This window comes from Paenibacillus pabuli NBRC 13638 (assembly GCF_001514495.1).
In the GTDB taxonomy this organism is placed as follows: domain Bacteria; phylum Bacillota; class Bacilli; order Paenibacillales; family Paenibacillaceae; genus Paenibacillus; species Paenibacillus pabuli.
Genome location: NZ_BCNM01000002.1, coordinates 25,954 through 43,734 on the forward strand (window position 1 = coordinate 25,954; position 17,781 = coordinate 43,734).

A 17,781-nucleotide genomic window follows, 5' to 3' on the forward strand; every position below is an offset into this window, starting at 1 on the left:
TCCGTAGATGTAATTTCCACTAGCCGCCGCTTCAGCAGAAGGCAAGTACTTGTTATTTTGCATGCCAGCGGGATCGCAGACTGTCATCGAGCGCCCCTGGTCTTTTTAGTTCTATTTCAAGCAGATCACGTATGAATTCCGGTAGACGATAAGAAGTGCCGGTTCCACGTGCAAGTGAATGATAACCCACATTAAACGTAAACATGTCGAGAGTCCCAACAACGTATTCATCTTCATCATGAACCCGCTTGCCATCTATATACATGGCACCAATCTTCTCATACGCAGGCAAATGTGGATGATATTCAACCTCCATCCCATCCATGCACAATGTTCCAAGAATGTCCCCCCGGAATCCAAATCCGATAATGGGTTTACGTGAAAACTCTGGCAACAGGGACTGTTCCAGTGCTTCACGAATTTGACTTCCATTCAAACATATTGTACAGGCATTAATTGGAGATGGACATAGGGAATGTAACATTCCTTTTGTAATATCGCCCTCCGGTAGATCTCCAAGAAGCTGCCCGGCATTAACAAGTGACACTTGTGCGCCCGTAAACCGGCGAACCGCCTGGGCAAGCAATGAAGCAAACGGAGATTCTCGATCGTAATCTATGGTTAGGGTTCTGTCCGTAATAACAGCTGTCTGCCCAAGTGAACGTGCGGCTTCAGTTCGGTGTGTGGCTATAGCCAGGGAAACCTGTTCTTCAAGCATCACGTTCTGGACAGGAACACAACCACTGCTCACCAGTCTAACTTCATTGGTTCCACATTCCCGCTCCAATACCACTTTACCGAGCCACTGGCCAAACTTGCCTGCTGCTCCAAGAACCGTTTGCCCAATAACGAATGGTTCTTCGAGAACATGATGTGTATGTCCGCCAAGGATGACATCTATGCCAGGGATCTGTTCAGCCATTCTTTGATCGGTTGAAAGCCCCAGATGTGATAAAACAACCAGTACATCCACCTGAGGGCGCAAGGCTTCCACTTGCTCACGCAATGTCTCCACTGGATCCAAAACATTCCATCCCAGCAACTCATAAAAAGCGGTAAAGGGCGCTGTAGACCCAAGCAGACCGATACGAAATGCACCCTTTTCCACAATAACAGATGATTTCATCCAGACAGGTGGCAGGCCCGTTGCCTGCTCCACAACATTTCCACATACCACAGGACACAGCAGACCCGCATAAGATTGGGACAGCTGCTCTGGGGTGAAGGTCAATCCTTCATTGTTGCCAATCGTTACGGCATCATAACCGGTCAGATTGAGTACATCTACATTGGCTGCCCCCAGAGTCCCTTCCGTCTCAACCGCCATCCGGTCCATATGGTCCCCGATATCAAGTACCAGAACATCCTCGGCCTGTTCCTTTTCCTGTCTGATCATGGCGGCGATGGAGCTCATGGTGCCAAAATGACTATGGATGTCATTCGTATGCAGAATTGTTAACGTTTGTGTCTTCATGGTACTCATCACACCGCCTCCTCCATATCCTCTTCTTAACGTACATTCCTCTAATGGATAAGCATAACATTTTCCGTGTCGTTATGATATATTTAAAGGGTTTAGAGATGAAAAAGAGGTGAGCTATTCGCATGAAATTGACCATTCAATTATTCGCAGGAATCGCTGAACGACTGGGCACATCCCAGCTTGAATATGAGTACCCGGGGACTGATCCGACCCCAGTACAGTTAAAAGAAAATCTGGGTGTCGCTTATCCTGAAGCGGCTGCTTTAATACGTGTTTCCTTTTTGGCAGTAAATCAGCAGTATGCTCCTGCCGATATTTTAATCAAGGCCCAGGACGAAATCGCTTTAATTCCTCCCGTGTCTGGAGGAGATGGTACTGATTCGAGCGATCATGAACATAGGTCTTCTTATCCGGAACACCGAACCGATGACGGATTATTTCTTATAACCCAGTCCCCATTGTCCGTTGAAGCAACAACCGGGCTCGTCATTACTGCAAACCATGGAGCGGCCCTTACGTTTGTAGGTACTACCCGTGAAATGACCGGAGAACAACGAACCGTCTATCTGGAATACGAAGCCTACGTCCCCATGGCGCTTTCACAGATGGCGAGGATTGGCAGTGAAATCTCCGAACGCTGGCCAGGTGTGCGCTGTGCGATCAGCCATCGAATTGGCAAGGTGGACGTGGCTGAGATCAGCGTCGTGATCGCTGTTTCCTCACCTCATCGCAATGACTGTTATGATGCAAGCCGTTATGCCATTGAACGACTCAAACAGACTGTTCCCATCTGGAAAAAAGAAATATGGGAAGATGGCTCGGAATGGAAAGGTCATCAGCTAGGACCCTGGAACCCCATGGACAACTGAATAATTAGTCATTAAACCTCTTGAAGTAGTGATGAAATTAGTAAATAAGTCGTTGTCAACCCATTTTTTTCTTGTTATTATAATTCTATGTGTCGATATTAGTCGAGGAAAAGGTGGTTTATACGTGAGAGTGCATGTTACTGATCTTAAACCTGGTGACCTGTTAAAAAATGATGTGTACAACCGTTCGGGTCTCCACATGCTGATGAAAGGTTCCACGCTCAGCGACGATGATATTTCCAAGTTGCTGCAGCACGGGATTGATTATGCAGATGTAGAGCATACAACAACCGACCTACACTCTGATGCACAAACCTTACCTTCCGATCAAACCCGTTTGTTAACGACCTTGTTTAACGATACGATCAAAGGTACCGAATCTCTGTTTCAACAAGCGATGGAGAAAGGTTTTATTGACGAGACTCAGGTCGATGAAATTCTGATAACCCTGACGGGACAGCTTGAAAAACAAAAGGATGTTGTCTCCTTGCTGCTGATGCTTGACGGGGACAATGATTATACTTACAACCACTCACTGCAAGTCGGAATGCTCGCTTTTTATATTGCTGGCTGGATGGGCTACAATCCTGAAGAATGTCTCAATGTGGCAAAAGCAGGATACCTTCATGATATTGGCAAGTCCAAGATTCCTCATGAAATATTACATAAGCCGGGGAAATTGACCCCCGAAGAGTTCGCAGAGATGAAGAAGCATACGTTCTACGGGTACGATATTATTAAGGAATCCACTCAGGATGAACTTCTCGCCAAAGTCGCGCTCCAGCATCATGAGCGAGAGGATGGAAGCGGTTATCCACACGGACTGAAAGGAGACGAGATTCACCCTTATGCCCGTATAACAGCCGTAGCAGACGTTTACAGTGCCATGACAACCAACCGGGTATATCAGACCAAACAGGAGCTAATCTCCGTTCTGTGCGAGCTGTACAGCCTTAGCTTCGGTCAACTGAACGGCGAGGCTACCCAAGAGCTCATCAAACATATGCTGCCCAATTTCATAGGCAAACGGGTTCTGCTTACTACGGGCGAAACTGGCCTGATTGTGATGAACAATCCCGCAGATTACTTCCGACCACTCGTACAGACCTCTACAGCCTTTATTGATCTAGCGAAGGAAAGAGACATCGCTATCGTTGAAATTTATGTACAGTAGCATGAGTTGCACAGTTATGCGATGTAATAGATATAGCATGTCAACGCTCAGAATACAGTATTGCGTTACTACATGTGCTAAAAAGGGGAGCCATTATGGCTTCCCTTTTGTGAATTCCTATTCCTACATTCCGGATTAAACGCAGAATGCTTTCGTGATGATAACCAACAGAATGAACAGTACCAAGATCGCACCAGTGTTTGTGAACATATTGTATCCACCAACGCCGCCTACATTGCCCCCACAGCCATATCCTACTTCGCTCATGTGATTGCCTCCTCTTTCTTCAGGTATACCCTAACATATGACGTTGGCCGTTTCGATGAACCGGGCGAAGTGGCAACATTCCATAAATGGTTGTCTGCCTGGTTTAAGACAATTAGTAAAGTGGTTATTCCTGATCCGCCAGCTAATTTGGGGAATTGGGTGAAACCTTAATTCCCTTTTCCTTGCGATACATAATGACAAGCATTCTCCAAAAATCATAACTGCCTGTGTCGTTCATCATAAACGACTGGTAGTGATGGTACGCTTCCTCTGCCCAAGGCGGGCATGCCATGTCGGAGGTCTTTTTCTGCTGCTGAATCCAAGCTGATTGGACTTCCAGTGTCCGTTCCATCGCGATAAAGCGTTTCTTCTCATCCGCCGTCATAAGCATCTCCTTCGTTTCTCCGTCAGCTGAACTATATGCAGATTGCAAGTAGAACCCTGGATCAACAACACCATTCTCACTAGCCGTATATCCATACGATGGTGTGCTGGACTTGCGTACCTCGTAGTGCACATGCGGCCCCGTACTTTCCCCTGTGCTACCCTGGTTGCCAATCATCTGCCCTTGTTTCACTTGCTGTCCGAGTTTCACTTTAATTCGAGAAAGATGAGCATAACAATGCAAGTACCCCCTATGATCCTCTATTGCAACAGTAAGCCCATAACCGCCGAATCCTGAGCCCGTAACACCTTCCGCAGCAAAACGTACGGTCCCGTCCATAAATGCATATACAGGGCCATTCCATGGCTCTGTGACCAGGTCAACGCCGCGATGGAACGTCTGCCCGCCAGAAATAGGATGAATACGATAGCCAAATGAACTGGTAATGCGATAGCCTTCAAATGGATTTAAGCTCATACATTCACATCCTTTTCTATCATTAGATGCGTAAGTCTAGCAAATAGCTTGTGCTATTGATCCTATTTTATTACAAAAAGCACTGCCCAGAATCGCATAAGGAAACCTCCTGGTCTCTCCACGCATATATACTAGACGGTGCAGTTACACTTAAAACAAAATGTTCTGTAAAGTTTAACTATATTCCTCCTTTCAACCAACCGCCTAAAATTGAATCTTCCAGCCGGGAGTGACATGAGAGTAAATGATCATAAAAAAAGATCGAGGGATTTAACTCCCTCGATCTTTCCTTGACCCTGTATAAGACTACGTGAAACGAATTGACGTAGAGCCAGCGTAATCAGAATCTACGTTTCCGAAACGGATTATGACAGCGGATTAACCGATACTGCCTTCCATTTCGAATTTGATCAATCTGTTCATCTCTACCGCATATTCCATCGGTAGTTCCTTCGTGAACGGTTCAATAAAGCCCATGATGATCATCTGTGTTGCTTCAGCATCGGTCAGACCGCGGCTCATCAGGTAGAAGAGTTGATCCTCGGACACTTTGGATACCGTAGCTTCATGCTCCAGCATAATGTTATCATTCATGATTTCATTGTAAGGAATCGTATCGGATGTGGACTCATTATCCAGAATGAGCGTATCACATTTGATATTGGATTTCGCGCCTTCCGCTTGGCGACCAAAGGAAGCCAGACCACGGTAGGTTACTTTACCACCATGTTTACTGATCGACTTGGATACAATCGTTGATGTTGTATCTGGAGCCAAGTGAATCATTTTCGCCCCTGCATCCTGATGCTGATTTTTACCAGCTACAGCGATGGACAGAACCGAACCTTTAGCTCCGCGGCCTTTCAGTACAACGGCTGGATATTTCATCGTCAGTTTGGAACCGATGTTGCCATCGACCCATTCCATCGTTGCATTCTCCTCCGCAACTGCACGTTTCGTAACCAGGTTGTAGATATTTGGTGCCCAGTTTTGAATCGTTGTGTAACGAACACGGGCATTTTTCTTACAGATGATCTCAACGACAGCACTATGCAGTGAGTTCGTGCTGTAGATTGGAGCTGTACAACCTTCTACATAGTGAACGAAGCTGTCTTCGTCCGCAATGATGAGTGTACGCTCGAATTGTCCCATATTTTCGGAGTTAATCCGGAAATAGGCTTGCAGAGGCACTTCACATTTTACGCCTTTAGGCACGTAGATGAAGCTTCCTCCGGACCATACGGCACTATTCAATGCAGCAAATTTGTTATCAGCCGGTGGAATAACGGTTGCGAAATATTCACGCAGGATTTCCGGATGCTCTCTAAGTGCAGTATCCGTATCCATGAAGATTACGCCCTGATCTTCCAATTCTTTTTGCATGTTGTGGTATACAACCTCGGACTCATACTGAGCCGATACACCTGCGAGGAACTTTTGCTCCGCTTCAGGGATACCCAGTTTATCAAAAGTTTCCTTGATTTCGGAAGGTACCTCTTCCCATGTTTTTCCTTGTTTTTCAGAAGGACGAACATAGTACTGGATGTCATTGAAATCCAAACCGTCGAGATCTCCGCCCCATTTAGGCATTGGCATTTTTTCGAACTGTTTCAGGGACTTCAAACGGAATTCCAACATCCATTCCGGTTCGTTCTTGATTTTCGAAATCTCCGTAACAACTTCTGCAGTCAGACCTTTACCGGTTTGAAAGATGGATTTGTGTTCGTCGCGAAAACCATATTTATACTCTTCCATTTCTGGTGCTTTTTTAGCCATCTTGCTCTACCTCCCTATCGTTATTGTACATTGTCCTCTTCGTCAATTCCTTTGCGTAGTGCATTCCAGGCCAATGTGGCACATTTGATGCGTGCAGGGAACTTGTTCACACCGGATAGGGCTTCGAGATCTTCATAATCGTCGAAATCGACTTCTTCCCCTTTCATCAGTGAGGAGAAACGGTTAGCCATATCGAGTGCCTGATCCATCGTTTTGCCTTTGACTGCCTCCGTCATCATCGATGCCGAAGACATGCTGATGGAACAACCTTCCCCCGTATACTTGGCTTCCTGAACGATTCCGTCTTTCAGCAAAAGTTGCAGTGAAATCCGGTCGCCGCACGTTGGATTATTCAAATTCACCGTGACAGCGTCATTATCAAATGTTCCGCGGTTGCGCGGGTTTTTGTAGTGGTCCATTATGACACGCCGGTACAGATCATCAAGTTGCATCGCCAAAATACTCCTTTGTCTGGATTAAGGCGCTGACAAGCCGGTCCACATCTTGTTCGTTATTATATAGATAGAAGCTGGCACGAGCTGTTGAACTGACTTCCAGCCAGCGCATCAGCGGCTGACAACAGTGGTGTCCGGCACGAATGGCTACGCCACTCGCATCCAGCACGGTTGCCACATCATGCGGGTGCACATCACCGAGGTTAAATGTAACCACTCCGACATGACGCTTGGCTGGTCCATAAATGGTCAGTCCGTCAATCTCAGCCATACGTTCCGTTGCATAAGCTGCCAGCACACTTTCATGATGAGCTATCTCATCCATGCCAATCTGCTCCAGGAAATCGATAGCAGCACCCAATCCAACCGCTCCTGCGATAATCGGGGTCCCACCTTCAAATTTCCAAGGAAGCTCTTTCCAATTGGATTCATAGAGACCAACATCATCAATCATTTCACCGCCGAACTCAACCGGTTCCATGGACTCCAGCAGCGCCTTTTTGCCGTAAAGTGCACCGATTCCGGTTGGTCCGCACATTTTATGGCCGGATAATGCGTAGAAATCACAGTCCAGATCCTGCACATCCACCTTCATGTGCGGTGTGCTCTGCGCACCGTCTACTACGATGACAGCACCATTGCGGTGTGCAATTTCAGCGATTTGTTTTACGGGATGAACAACACCCATAACATTGGATACATACGCAATTGCTACAATTTTGGTCTTGTTTGTAACCGTCTTTTCCACATCAGCAAGATCAATATTGCCATCTGGCTGAAGCGGAATGTATTTCAATGTCGCACCCGTTTCCTTGGCTACCTGCTGCCAAGGAATCAGATTGCTATGATGCTCCATCTGCGTAATAACAATTTCATCGCCTTCTTTGCATACTGTGCGTCCGTAGGACGAAGCCACCAAATTCAAAGCGGTCGTTGTTCCACGGGTGAAAATAATCTCCTGTGTGCGCCGTGCGTTGATAAACTTGGCAACTTTCTCACGCGCGCCTTCATAAGCATCTGTCGCACGACTTCCAAGCGTATGAACACCACGATGCACATTAGAGTTCTCGTATTCATAATAATGTTTAATCGCTTCGATTACAGCCAGCGGCTTCTGCGAAGTCGCGGCGTTATCTAGATATACGAGCGGGTGTCCGTTGATTTCCTGGTGGAGGATCGGGAACTGCTCGCGAATGGACGGGTTCATTGTCCCAGTTTCCGTTCGATGAGAGACTGCAATTGGGTACGCAGTGCTTCCAGAGGAATATCCGCCACCACCGGAGCCAGGAAGCCGTAAATGATCAGGCGTTCCGCATCCGTACGGTTAATCCCGCGCGACATCAAGTAGTGAATCTGCTCTACATTGACTTGACCTACAGAAGCCGCGTGACCTGCTGTTACATCATCCTCATCAATGAGAAGGATTGGGTTGGCATCTCCACGTGCTTTAGGGCTCAGCATCAGTACTTTTTCTGTTTGCTGTCCATCCGCTTTGGTAGCGCCTTTCTCAATCTTCGTAATTCCGTTAATGATGGCAGAAGCTTCCTCACGCATAACTGCACGAGTGATCATCTGGCTTGGCGTGTTTTTACCAAAGTGACGTGCTTCAGTAGTGTAGTTGATTTTCTGGGAACCGGAGCCTACTGCAATGACTTTGGAATCAGAGCTTGAGCCGTTTCCTTTGAGAACTGTCATCGTGTTGCTTGCCGTATCGCCGTTGTTCATCTCACCAACGATCCACTCAATCGAACCATCGTTCTCTACTACTGCACGGCGGAAAGATACGTCTGTAACACTCGCGCTCAACTGATGAACCGAAGCGAAACGAACTTTGGCGCCTGCTTTCACGAATACTTCCACAACACCGTTATGGAAAACAGGTGAAGACAATTCGCCGGATACGTAGTTATCCACATAAGTGACAGAGCTGTTTGCTTCAGCAACAACAAGCACGTGTGGAGCAAACGTTGCAGATGCATCATCGGTGAGGAGAACTGCTTGCAATGGAACTTCAATCTCTACGTTTTTTGGAACATAGAGGAATACTCCGCCGTTCCATAGTGCTGCGTGCAGGGCTGCAAGAGAATGCTCATCTGCTTTCACAGCCGTATTCAGATATGGTTTTACCAGATCGCTGTGTTCGCGAACGGCTGTAGCCAGATCCGTGAAGATAACTCCTTTTGCTGCAAGATCAGCAGACAACTTGGAGTATACAGTACCGGAATTGCGCTGGATAACCAGACTGCCTTCGGCTTGATCCTGAACCAGATCCTTAATGGATGCAGGCACTTCTTCCAAAGAAGTAATTGCTGCACTTGTTTTATATGTGCCATACTCGCTGACATTCCAGCGTTCGATTTTTTGTTTTTCCAGTTTGGGAAGCGCAAGCCCACTTGCAAGCTTTAGGGCTTCGAGCCGCTGCTCGGTCAACCAGCCGGGTTCATTGTTGCTTTCCGACAAGGCGCGAAGCGCTTCAGATTCAACCGGAAGAATTGTTTGTGTAGTCATTGATTATCCTCCTCCGTTTTGTCTTTACGCTTGACCTACAGTTTCGTCTGTAATTCCCAGCTCTTCCTTAACCCAGTCATATCCTTCAGCTTCCAGACGATGAGCGAGCTCAGGTCCGCCAGATTTCACGATACGACCTTGCATCATTACGTGTACGTAGTCAGGAGTAATGTAGTTCAACAGGCGTTGATAGTGAGTGATGATCAGGAATCCGCGATCTTCGCTCTTCATTGCGTTTACACCGTTTGCCACGATTTTCAGAGCATCGATATCCAGACCGGAGTCAATTTCATCGAGTACTACGATTTTTGGATCAAGCAGCATCATTTGCAGGATCTCGTTCCGTTTTTTCTCACCACCGGAGAAACCTTCGTTCAGGTAACGGTGAGCAAATTCAGGATTCATGTCGAGCTCTTTCATTTTACCTTCCATTTGGCGAATGAACTTGATCAGGGAGATCTCGTTACCTTCACCACGACGTGCGTTGATTGCGCTACGCAGGAAGTCAGAATTCGTTACACCAGCAATTTCACTCGGGTATTGCATAGCCAGGAACAGACCTGCACGAGCGCGCTCGTCTACAGCCATATCCAGTACATCTTCACCATCAAGTGTAATTGTACCGTCAGTTACTTCATATTTAGGGTGCCCCATAAGTGCAGAAGCCAGTGTTGATTTACCTGTTCCGTTCGGACCCATGATGGCGTGGATTTCTCCACCTTTCATTTCCAGGTTGATGCCTTTCAGGATTTCCTTACCTTCGATCGTCGCTTTCAGACCTTCAATGACGAAATTCGTAGCCATGTGTATTGTTTCCCTCCATTGATTAAATTGATGTTTACTGTCGAAAACGAAAAAGCGCCTATTAATTATCTGAACAGGGCTTCCCCTGAATTTCTCCTGTACTCCAATCTCCAAAGCAAGAATCACTTTAGAATAATTCTAAACTGATTCTCAATGATTATCAAGTCATTTCCTAAGAACTCTTTTGTCCCTTACAGGAAACATTATTCTATCTGATTCTATAATAAAAGACGGATTGAATCAAATGACAATGCTCTTCGTCATAAATAAACCGTGAGAAAAATCACAGTAATTCACTTTTTATCGAATCTGCTCCTCTCAAACCAAAAAAGGACTTATCCATCCACCGGACAAGTCCTTTCGTTAAATAACATTACATTTTGAGTGCCTCGTTAATTTTCTGCACCTGTTCGTCAAAATCCGCAACGTCCAACACCGGCGTCATTTCGCGCGGCACCGGACCATTCGGAATGGAAATCCATGATCGGCATCCGTTGTATTCGGGCAATACGGGAATTTCCATCGGTTCCTTCAAACGGTACACTCGAAGTATCAATACGTGAAGTGGATCTTTGCGTTTCCACTTCAGGCGGTATTCGGCAAAATCCGCCGTCCACATATGAAGTTCAAGAAGTCGATCCAGCATCTCCTGATCTCTGATCTCCAGATCCTGTGTCACTTCAGCATATGCCGTGAGACGGATCGTCGAAGCCTCCGGCACCCATTCGGCCAGTGATTCCTCAACATAGAAATGATCAGAGGACTTTACCAGTTCTTTACGCTGATGTTCGTAAGTCGGATACAGATAGAATGCTGGACTTTTCAACTCAAAACGTTTGGTTTCCTCCACAATCCCGCCTTTACGCATCACCATAATCTGGCGACCTGTTTCCAATGCCCGGATTGCGGAGGCCCATTCTTTTAATGCTGGTATCGTTGTGCCTAACATAAAGTTGTCCTCCCGAAATCAGTCTTGTCAGCAGTATAGTCGCTTGACGTTATTCTGACAATGTGAATGGGATAAAAGCAAATCTCTATTGGCAAGGCGACGAACCAAATCGACCGGTAAGACTGGAATTAGCCCAAGAAAGAGCGAAGCATCCACATATGTTTCTCCAGATCGGCTTTGAAACCTGTCAGCATATCGGATGTTGGTTGGTCTTCCGCAGCTTCTGCTACTTCAATACCTTCCTGATACTCGTTCGACAATGTCGCAAAATCCTCAATCAGGTTCTGCACCATTGTTTTTGCGTCTTCGCCACCTGCTGCTTCCTGGATGGAAGACAATTCAAGATACTCTTTCATTGTAGCCGCAGGGCTTCCCTTGAGGGTAAGGATACGTTCAGCTATTTCATCCATTTGTACAGTTACTTCATTATAGAATTCTTCGAATTTTACGTGCAGCGTGAAAAAGTTAGGTCCTTTTACGTACCAATGATAGTTATGGATTTTAACATACAGGACGTTCAGGTTTGCCACCTGACGATTAAGTACTTGTTCCACCGATTTTGCTTGATTTGTTTTGTTTTTTGTAGCCATCTTAATCCCATCCTTTTATTATAAAATTAGTCTGACATACACTTGAATCAGGTTCCCTGAATGTGAATGACAGAGATTTACCATTTCGGCACCACCTGATGGCGGAGAGCTTTGTCGGCGGTATTTCTATCAACCGTCCGGCCTATTTGTTTTTACCCTTGCACAGGAAGTTCGAAACAAGTCTAGTGTGGGTTGTCTCAAAAAAAGGGTACAATTCCCCAGCTATTTCCGATATACTGACATATACCAAGCAAAGAAGTGGGTTTTCCTGTTTCTTCATATATATGGAGGTGGCATTCTTGTCCCAATATCACCCTTTAACCCCCCAGGAAGCAATCGAACTGGCCAAAACATTACCGGGTCCATTTGCGGCAGATGCAAATCTGGCATGTCGTGAGGTTGGCGACGGCAATCTGAATTTGGTTTTCCATATCACGGACCAGAACTCCGATAGAAGTATCATTATCAAACAGGCTCTTCCTTATGCGAAAGTGGTCGGAGAATCCTGGCCGCTGTCTCTGGTACGTGCCAGAATTGAACGGGAAATCTTGCAGGAAGAGTATCGCCTCTGTCCGGGAATGGTGCCTGAAGTGTACCATTATGATGACGATCTTGCGTTAACGGTGATGGAAGATTTGAGCGATCATGTGATTATGCGCAAAGGCCTCATTGATGGCGGAACATATCCTCTCTTTGCACAGCATATAGGGGAGTTCATGGCAAGAACATTATTTTTCACGTCAGACCTTGGCATGAACCAGCAGCTGAAGAAGGAGAAACAAGGCAGATTCGTCAATCCGGATCAATGCAAAATAACAGAAGATCTGATCTTTGATGAGCCATATCGCATGGCTGAGAAAAACAATTATGAGCCTTCCATTGAAGATGAAGCGGAAGCACTTCGTACAGATGGAGAACTTCATCTTGAAGTAGCCTTACTGCGCGAGAAATTTTTGACTCATGGTCAAGCTCTGCTTCATGGTGATCTGCACACAGGCAGCATTTTTGTTACGCCTGAATCCACCAAAGTTATTGATCCCGAATTTGCGTATTTTGGTCCCATGGGATTCGATGTGGGGGCCGTACTTGCCAACCTGCTTCTCCATTACGCTTCCCTGCCAGGCCGAATTCAGGATCAGACGGCTCTTCTTGAACGTGAAATGATTTTGCTGGATATGGTTCATGACGTATGGACTGAATTCGAATCCCGTTTCCGCAGCCTGTGGGCTTCGGATCTGGTTGATCCCATGGCTAAAGCGCCTGGCTATGAAAACCTTTATATACAACAATTATTCAGAGATTCTGCTGGCTTCGCAGGTGCAAAAATGGTCCGCCGTATTGTCGGACTTGCACATGTCGCAGATATCGATACGATTGAAGAAGCGACAGAACGTGAACGTGCTCAGCGCAAAGCGCTGGCGATCGGTAAAGCACTCATCAAGCGTAATCGCACTCTGAATACTATCGGTGAACTCCTAGATACTGTAGCTACTGCGGTTACTACCCTCAAAGTGTAACTAAAGGAACTCATAAAGGCTTAACTCAAGGAACGGAGGAACATCCATGACAACCCCTGAACATCAGCCTCTGTCCTCCCTTATATGGAAAAAGGACAAGCTCGAAATGCTTGACCAGCGTCTGCTGCCTGAAACGATTCTGATGCTGAAACTGTATACACCCGAGGAAGTATGGGAATCCATCCACTCGATGAAAGTACGCGGTGCTCCCGCGATCGGGATCGCTGCTGCATTCGGCGTAGTACTCGGTGCCAAGGCATATGACGGACTAGCCGTACAAGGCTGGCTGGATCATGTAAAATCCATCTGTGCTCATCTTGCCACGTCCCGTCCCACAGCAGTCAACCTGTTCTGGGCGCTGGATCGCATGATGCAAAAAGCCAGTGACCTTGCTGAATCCGGTGCAAGCATTGAAGATAGCAATGCTGCTCTTGAAGCAGAAGCTCTCTTAATTCAAAAAGAAGACGAAGAAGTTTGCCGCATGATCGGTGAAAACGCTCTTCCTTTGTTCGCAGACGGAATGGGTGTACTTACACACTGTAATGCAGGCGGACTTGCAACCGCGAAATACGGAACAGCGACTGCACCGATGTACCTCGCTCACGAGCGCGGCATCAACCTGAAAGTATTCGCAGACGAAACCCGTCCTGTCCTTCAGGGTGCACGCCTTACGGCCTTCGAGCTCCAGCAAGCCGGTATTGACGTTACCTTGATCTGCGACAACATGGCAGGCATGGTGATGTCCAAGGGCTGGATTCAGGCCGTTATCGTTGGTACAGACCGCGTCGCTGCCAATGGGGATGTAGCTAACAAAATCGGAACTTACAGCGTAGCGGTCCTTGCCAAAGCGCACAATATTCCGTTCTATGTAGCCAGCCCACTGTCCACCATTGACCTGTCTACGCCATCGGGAGATCTTATTCCAATTGAGGAACGTGCTGCGGAGGAAGTAACCGAAGGATTTGGCAAACGTACAGCACCGCAAGGTGTGAAAGTATTCAACCCGGCTTTTGATGTCACTCCTAATGAATATGTAACGGCCATTATTACGGAAAAAGGTGTTGTTCGCGCTCCTTTCCAAGAGAATCTGGCTGCCTTGTTCTCCAAGGATGAAGCTTAATTCGCGAAAGCAAAGTACACCAAGATGTAGTTATGGTTGTAAAGTTCGTTTTCATTTTTGAAAGGATCGATAACAAGGGCTTCCCACTTGGGGAGCCCTTGTTCATCATTAATTATTCATGGACTAGATCATCTTGAGTAATGCTTCTACACCCGTCATGCCAACCGTTATGCCTATCGCTTCTGCTTCCGTTGTCACCGACTCCATAGGTGCATGCAGCAGCTGGTCCAATGTGCGCACGCCAACCGCCCGAGCTGCAATAATTTTGCGATCCCCAAGCTTCTCATTAAGTAATCCCACATCGAGTGCTCCGCACATGATATATCCTTTGGATGTATTAATCGTCAGTAATGTCGTTTTGGGCAGCTTCACCTCTACCCCGACCAAGACATGCTCTCCAACCACAATCGGCTCCATTGTCACCATAATTTCCCGATACACCTCCTCTTCCACAGGTCACGATAATTGTATGCCTGTTGCTGAATTGCCGTGTGGACACCTGCGGAAAAGGGATGGAAATGCTTATATTCTGCTTCAATTCGCCAATTCGGCTACTTATTTTCTATGTCTCCAGCACTATGATTATTGGTATTTTAATGATATAGTGTATTGAAGCGTTTTATAAGCTGACATATCTTTTAACGGGGCTGGGATGAATGAAAGAAACCTTATCCAACAAAGAAGAAATCGGCTTTTTATTTAATGTCGATATTCTTATTAAGAGCCGCTCGAATGCATTGGCACTGCAGTCCCTGTTGGAGTTCATAAACAAAGAGGAACAAATTGCAGACTTTCGGATTCAATCGGGCATAGAGCTTGGCAAAATTATCGAAGTGACACTCCAGTCCAAGAAGGACGCCTTCGCTTCACTTCATAAAGGACGAAAAAAATCACAACCTAATGAAGAACAGAAGACGTCTTCTCCAACACAAGCGACGGCTTCACCTGTTCCTGTTCCAGCCGCACCGCAGAACCAGACAGAAACACCTGCTTCCCAGAAAACGCCTTCGGCCGAACCACTCAACACTACCAACGGGAATTCATTCGACGTATGGATTGATACCCTGATCAAAGAGAACCGGCTTACACGGATTGTTGTGAACAACAAGAACGGCAAACATCAGAGCATTCCCTGTCGCATCTTGAATTTTGACCGGGAAAACAGTATTGTGAGCGTCTACCATGTGGATGAAAAACAAGTGTATTCGTTCCGAACCAATGAAATCGATGAGTTTCTCTAACTTAATCAGCATTTAACCAAAAGCAACTTACGAGGGAATTTCACACATTTCCTACGCAAGTTGCTTTTTCTGATGTTCTTTCATGTAACAACTAAATGGCACATTACAGGTTTTGCAGATACGCAGGCTTGAAGATGATTAAGAGCGATCTTTGCCCCGCTGCCATACGTCGATTGCCAATAACAGCCACCCAACAATAAAGGCCACTCCACCAATTGGTGTGATTGCTCCCAACATTTTATTACCTGAAATACTCAAGACATACAGACTGCCCGAGAAAATGATAATTCCGACGAACAGTAGGCGAGCTGCCCATTTAAGCTTGGCGGACGGTCCCAACTGACCTGCGGTTAAACCAATAATGAGCAGTGCGATTGCATGTATCATGTGATACTGTACTCCAGTTTCATACACTGCTATGGCATCTGCTCCAATTTGATCCTTGAGCATATGGGCACCAAATGCACCTATTGCGACAGACAGCATCGTCAATACAGCACCAACCATCATCCATTTCCGTTGCATGTGCTTCTCTCCCTCAATTCAATCTCTCACTATTATTTTAGCGAATCCTTGTCGTGTTTACCAGCGAGCTACCGTGTCTGAGCGCAAGCATATGTCTGCTTATATATAGTTTGTTCATCTTTTTCCTCGAAAACGGTGAAAACTGGCTTAAAACCTTGATTTTTATCGATAATTATGGAAAAGTAAAAAGGTGTGTCTACATGCTCTGATGAGAATCATAACATCCCGATGGGGTTAATTACATTCATGACAACAACTAAGGGAGAGATAAACCATTTATGGACAACCATCATAACCAGAATAACTACAATTCTTATCCATCCGGCTCGGGCTCAGATCATTCAGATCCCGACCATTCGTTTACGCCTTATCCACCAGCACCGGAAGATCGTTCTTTGGATCGGCTCAAGCATTCCGGCCCTGGCATTGCAAGCTTCGTGATTGGTTTGGTTTCAATCATTGGCTGCATATTAACTATCTTTATGGCTACTTTGGCTATAAACAACTCCATTGGCATTGTAACCACACCGATTCAAGTGGAAGAAATAGCGCTGCATCCAGCTGTCGTTCTGGCTTCACTCTCCATTCTTGTTTGTCTCGTGCTTAACCTGGCCGGACTCATACTAGGCGTGATCGGTCTTGTTCTGAAGAACCGGAAGAAGGTCTTTGCCATTATCGGAACGTTGCTTAATGGGATCATGATTCTGGCCACAGCAGGGCTTGTTATTGCAGGCATCTACATGATATAAAAGCTTATACAAATTTTCGTATCCAAAGGAGAATGACATGTCACGAATCAAAATTTTCACGGACAGCACAAGTGATCTGGCCCCAGCATGGATCCAGCAGCACGATATTGGTATCATTCCTTTATATGTCGTATTTGGTGACGAATCACTGAAGGACGGTGCTGAAATCAAGCCAGAGCAGCTCTATGAACGTGTAAGCAGGGACGGGCGTCTTCCCAAAACGGCAGCACCTTCCCCTGCTGATTTCCTGACGGCATTTCAACCTTACATAGAACAAGGACATGATATTTTATATATCAGCTTGTCTTCTGAACTTTCGTCAACATACCAAAATGCGATATTGGCCAGTTCTGAATTTCCGGAAGGACGCATTTCTGTCGTCGATTCTCTGAATCTGTCTTCCGGGATTGCTTTGATGGTGATGAAGGCTGTTCATGCAGCAGAAAAAGGACAGAGTCTCAGGGAAATCACCCATCTCGTTGAAGCGATTAAACCGAATGTCCGAACTGAATTTGTCATCGATACACTGGAGTATCTGCATAAGGGCGGACGCTGCTCTGGTATGCAGAACCTTATTGGCAGCCTGCTGAAAATAAGGCCGGTCATTCGGGTAGCGGATGGCAAAATGTCACCAGCGTACAAAGTCCGTGGCAAACGCGAAAAAGCTCTCGAACAAATGCTCCAAAACACACTTAGCCACAAGAAACAGATCGATCCAGATCTCGTTATTGTCGTCCATACCATGGCTGAGGAAGATGCGCTTGGTTTACAGAAGTCACTGCAGGAGCAGACAGGAGCACGAGTGGAGTTAACTACAGCTGGCTGCGTAATATGCAGTCACTGTGGTCCCAAAACGATCGGAATCATTTATAACACGGTTCTATAAGTAAAA

The 17,781-nt window shown here is 46.2% G+C and carries 19 protein-coding genes; 7 read left to right on the forward strand and 12 right to left on the reverse strand.

Annotated elements, in window-relative coordinates; translation table 11 throughout:
- Positions 1–52 precede the first annotated feature (52 nt).
- Complete coding sequence (locus PPA03S_RS03680; RefSeq protein ID WP_062319987.1) at positions 53–1,483, reverse strand: bifunctional metallophosphatase/5'-nucleotidase; 1,431 nt, start codon at positions 1,481–1,483, stop codon at positions 53–55.
- 122 nt (positions 1,484–1,605) lie between these two features.
- Here PPA03S_RS03680 and PPA03S_RS34175 point away from each other — a divergent pair, with 122 nt between their 5' ends.
- Together PPA03S_RS34175 and PPA03S_RS03690 are read left to right on the forward strand one after the other, a co-directional pair.
- Positions 1,606–2,352 carry a molybdenum cofactor biosynthesis protein gene (locus PPA03S_RS34175; RefSeq protein WP_062319990.1) on the forward strand — a complete coding sequence of 249 codons (747 nt, stop codon included), beginning with the start codon at positions 1,606–1,608 and terminating at the stop codon, positions 2,350–2,352.
- Positions 2,353–2,476: 124 nt separating this feature from the next.
- Positions 2,477–3,526 carry an HD-GYP domain-containing protein gene (locus PPA03S_RS03690; RefSeq protein WP_062319992.1) on the forward strand — a complete coding sequence of 350 codons (1,050 nt, stop codon included), beginning with the start codon at positions 2,477–2,479 and terminating at the stop codon, positions 3,524–3,526.
- Between the two features lie 135 nt (positions 3,527–3,661).
- On the opposite strand, the gene PPA03S_RS33635 is transcribed toward PPA03S_RS03690, so the two are convergent.
- The 9 genes from PPA03S_RS33635 to PPA03S_RS03730 all read right to left on the reverse strand — a co-directional run bounded on the left by PPA03S_RS33635 (position 3,662) and on the right by PPA03S_RS03730 (position 11,737).
- Complete coding sequence (locus PPA03S_RS33635; protein ID WP_208642727.1) at positions 3,662–3,793, reverse strand: YjcZ family sporulation protein; 132 nt, start codon at positions 3,791–3,793, stop codon at positions 3,662–3,664.
- A gap of 142 nt (positions 3,794–3,935) precedes the next feature.
- Complete coding sequence (locus PPA03S_RS34180; protein ID WP_062319995.1) at positions 3,936–4,655, reverse strand: M23 family metallopeptidase; 720 nt, start codon at positions 4,653–4,655, stop codon at positions 3,936–3,938.
- A gap of 378 nt (positions 4,656–5,033) precedes the next feature.
- Positions 5,034–6,431 (reverse strand): Fe-S cluster assembly protein SufB, encoded by a 1,398-nt coding sequence (sufB, locus tag PPA03S_RS03700; protein ID WP_062319997.1) that lies wholly within the window; start codon positions 6,429–6,431, stop codon positions 5,034–5,036.
- A 20-nt stretch (positions 6,432–6,451) separates the two neighbouring features.
- Positions 6,452–6,883, reverse strand: a complete 432-nt coding sequence (sufU, locus tag PPA03S_RS03705; protein WP_024629096.1) for a Fe-S cluster assembly sulfur transfer protein SufU — start codon at positions 6,881–6,883, stop codon at positions 6,452–6,454.
- A complete protein-coding gene (locus tag PPA03S_RS03710) occupies positions 6,873–8,093 on the reverse strand; it encodes a cysteine desulfurase (RefSeq protein ID WP_062319998.1) in 1,221 nt (406 codons plus the stop codon). The genes sufU and PPA03S_RS03710 overlap by 11 nt, the downstream gene beginning before the upstream one ends.
- Entirely contained in the window at positions 8,090–9,394 is a 1,305-nt protein-coding gene (gene sufD / locus PPA03S_RS03715) for a Fe-S cluster assembly protein SufD (RefSeq protein ID WP_062320000.1), read from the reverse strand. The genes PPA03S_RS03710 and sufD overlap by 4 nt, the downstream gene beginning before the upstream one ends.
- Before the next feature lie 24 nt (positions 9,395–9,418).
- A complete protein-coding gene (gene sufC, locus PPA03S_RS03720) occupies positions 9,419–10,198 on the reverse strand; it encodes a Fe-S cluster assembly ATPase SufC (protein WP_062320002.1) in 780 nt (259 codons plus the stop codon).
- A gap of 373 nt (positions 10,199–10,571) precedes the next feature.
- On the reverse strand, positions 10,572–11,147 hold the full coding sequence (locus PPA03S_RS03725; protein ID WP_062320004.1) for a DUF1802 family protein: 576 nt from the start codon (positions 11,145–11,147) through the stop codon (positions 10,572–10,574).
- Positions 11,148–11,275: 128 nt separating this feature from the next.
- On the reverse strand, positions 11,276–11,737 hold the full coding sequence (locus PPA03S_RS03730) for a Dps family protein (protein WP_062320006.1): 462 nt from the start codon (positions 11,735–11,737) through the stop codon (positions 11,276–11,278).
- A 299-nt stretch (positions 11,738–12,036) separates the two neighbouring features.
- Here PPA03S_RS03730 and mtnK point away from each other — a divergent pair, with 299 nt between their 5' ends.
- Entirely contained in the window at positions 12,037–13,254 is a 1,218-nt protein-coding gene (gene mtnK, locus PPA03S_RS03735; RefSeq protein ID WP_062320008.1) for an S-methyl-5-thioribose kinase, read from the forward strand.
- A 46-nt stretch (positions 13,255–13,300) separates the two neighbouring features.
- Complete coding sequence (gene mtnA / locus PPA03S_RS03740; protein WP_062320010.1) at positions 13,301–14,374, forward strand: S-methyl-5-thioribose-1-phosphate isomerase; 1,074 nt, start codon at positions 13,301–13,303, stop codon at positions 14,372–14,374.
- Positions 14,375–14,497: 123 nt separating this feature from the next.
- Here the strand turns inward: mtnA and PPA03S_RS03745 are convergent, their stop codons facing one another.
- Entirely contained in the window at positions 14,498–14,800 is a 303-nt protein-coding gene (locus tag PPA03S_RS03745; RefSeq protein WP_062320013.1) for a YunC family protein, read from the reverse strand.
- Positions 14,801–15,030: 230 nt separating this feature from the next.
- Between PPA03S_RS03745 and PPA03S_RS03750 the strand changes: the two genes are divergently transcribed.
- Positions 15,031–15,615 carry a hypothetical protein gene (locus PPA03S_RS03750; protein ID WP_062320015.1) on the forward strand — a complete coding sequence of 195 codons (585 nt, stop codon included), beginning with the start codon at positions 15,031–15,033 and terminating at the stop codon, positions 15,613–15,615.
- 138 nt (positions 15,616–15,753) lie between these two features.
- Here the strand turns inward: PPA03S_RS03750 and PPA03S_RS03755 are convergent, their stop codons facing one another.
- Positions 15,754–16,140, reverse strand: a complete 387-nt coding sequence (locus PPA03S_RS03755) for a DUF423 domain-containing protein (RefSeq protein WP_062320016.1) — start codon at positions 16,138–16,140, stop codon at positions 15,754–15,756.
- 278 nt (positions 16,141–16,418) lie between these two features.
- On the opposite strand from PPA03S_RS03755, the gene PPA03S_RS03760 reads away from it, so the two are divergent.
- Entirely contained in the window at positions 16,419–16,889 is a 471-nt protein-coding gene (locus PPA03S_RS03760) for a hypothetical protein (RefSeq protein ID WP_062320019.1), read from the forward strand.
- Positions 16,890–16,926: 37 nt separating this feature from the next.
- On the forward strand, positions 16,927–17,775 hold the full coding sequence (locus PPA03S_RS03765; protein ID WP_062320021.1) for a DegV family protein: 849 nt from the start codon (positions 16,927–16,929) through the stop codon (positions 17,773–17,775).
- Positions 17,776–17,781: the final 6 nt, after the last annotated feature.

Excerpts from the sequence above, each read along its gene's own strand:
- sufU (WP_024629096.1), bottom strand. The coding sequence starts at position 6,883 with ATGCAACTTGATGATCTGTACCGGCGTGTCATAATGGACCACTACAAA.
- PPA03S_RS03760 (WP_062320019.1), top strand. The coding sequence starts at position 16,419 with ATGGACAACCATCATAACCAGAATAACTACAATTCTTATCCATCCGGC.
- PPA03S_RS33635 (WP_208642727.1), bottom strand. The coding sequence starts at position 3,793 with ATGAGCGAAGTAGGATATGGCTGTGGGGGCAATGTAGGCGGCGTTGGT.
- PPA03S_RS03745 (WP_062320013.1), bottom strand. The coding sequence starts at position 14,800 with ATGGTGACAATGGAGCCGATTGTGGTTGGAGAGCATGTCTTGGTCGGG.
- PPA03S_RS03710 (WP_062319998.1), bottom strand. The coding sequence starts at position 8,093 with ATGAACCCGTCCATTCGCGAGCAGTTCCCGATCCTCCACCAGGAAATC.
- PPA03S_RS03755 (WP_062320016.1), bottom strand. The coding sequence starts at position 16,140 with ATGCAACGGAAATGGATGATGGTTGGTGCTGTATTGACGATGCTGTCT.
- PPA03S_RS03750 (WP_062320015.1), top strand. The coding sequence starts at position 15,031 with ATGAAAGAAACCTTATCCAACAAAGAAGAAATCGGCTTTTTATTTAAT.
- PPA03S_RS34180 (WP_062319995.1), bottom strand. The coding sequence starts at position 4,655 with ATGAGCTTAAATCCATTTGAAGGCTATCGCATTACCAGTTCATTTGGC.
- sufB (WP_062319997.1), bottom strand. The coding sequence starts at position 6,431 with ATGGCTAAAAAAGCACCAGAAATGGAAGAGTATAAATATGGTTTTCGC.
- PPA03S_RS03765 (WP_062320021.1), top strand. The coding sequence starts at position 16,927 with ATGTCACGAATCAAAATTTTCACGGACAGCACAAGTGATCTGGCCCCA.
- PPA03S_RS03730 (WP_062320006.1), bottom strand. The coding sequence starts at position 11,737 with ATGGCTACAAAAAACAAAACAAATCAAGCAAAATCGGTGGAACAAGTA.
- sufD (WP_062320000.1), bottom strand. The coding sequence starts at position 9,394 with ATGACTACACAAACAATTCTTCCGGTTGAATCTGAAGCGCTTCGCGCC.
- sufC (WP_062320002.1), bottom strand. The coding sequence starts at position 10,198 with ATGGCTACGAATTTCGTCATTGAAGGTCTGAAAGCGACGATCGAAGGT.
- mtnA (WP_062320010.1), top strand. The coding sequence starts at position 13,301 with ATGACAACCCCTGAACATCAGCCTCTGTCCTCCCTTATATGGAAAAAG.
- PPA03S_RS03680 (WP_062319987.1), bottom strand. The coding sequence starts at position 1,483 with ATGAGTACCATGAAGACACAAACGTTAACAATTCTGCATACGAATGAC.
- PPA03S_RS34175 (WP_062319990.1), top strand. The coding sequence starts at position 1,606 with ATGAAATTGACCATTCAATTATTCGCAGGAATCGCTGAACGACTGGGC.
- PPA03S_RS03725 (WP_062320004.1), bottom strand. The coding sequence starts at position 11,147 with ATGTTAGGCACAACGATACCAGCATTAAAAGAATGGGCCTCCGCAATC.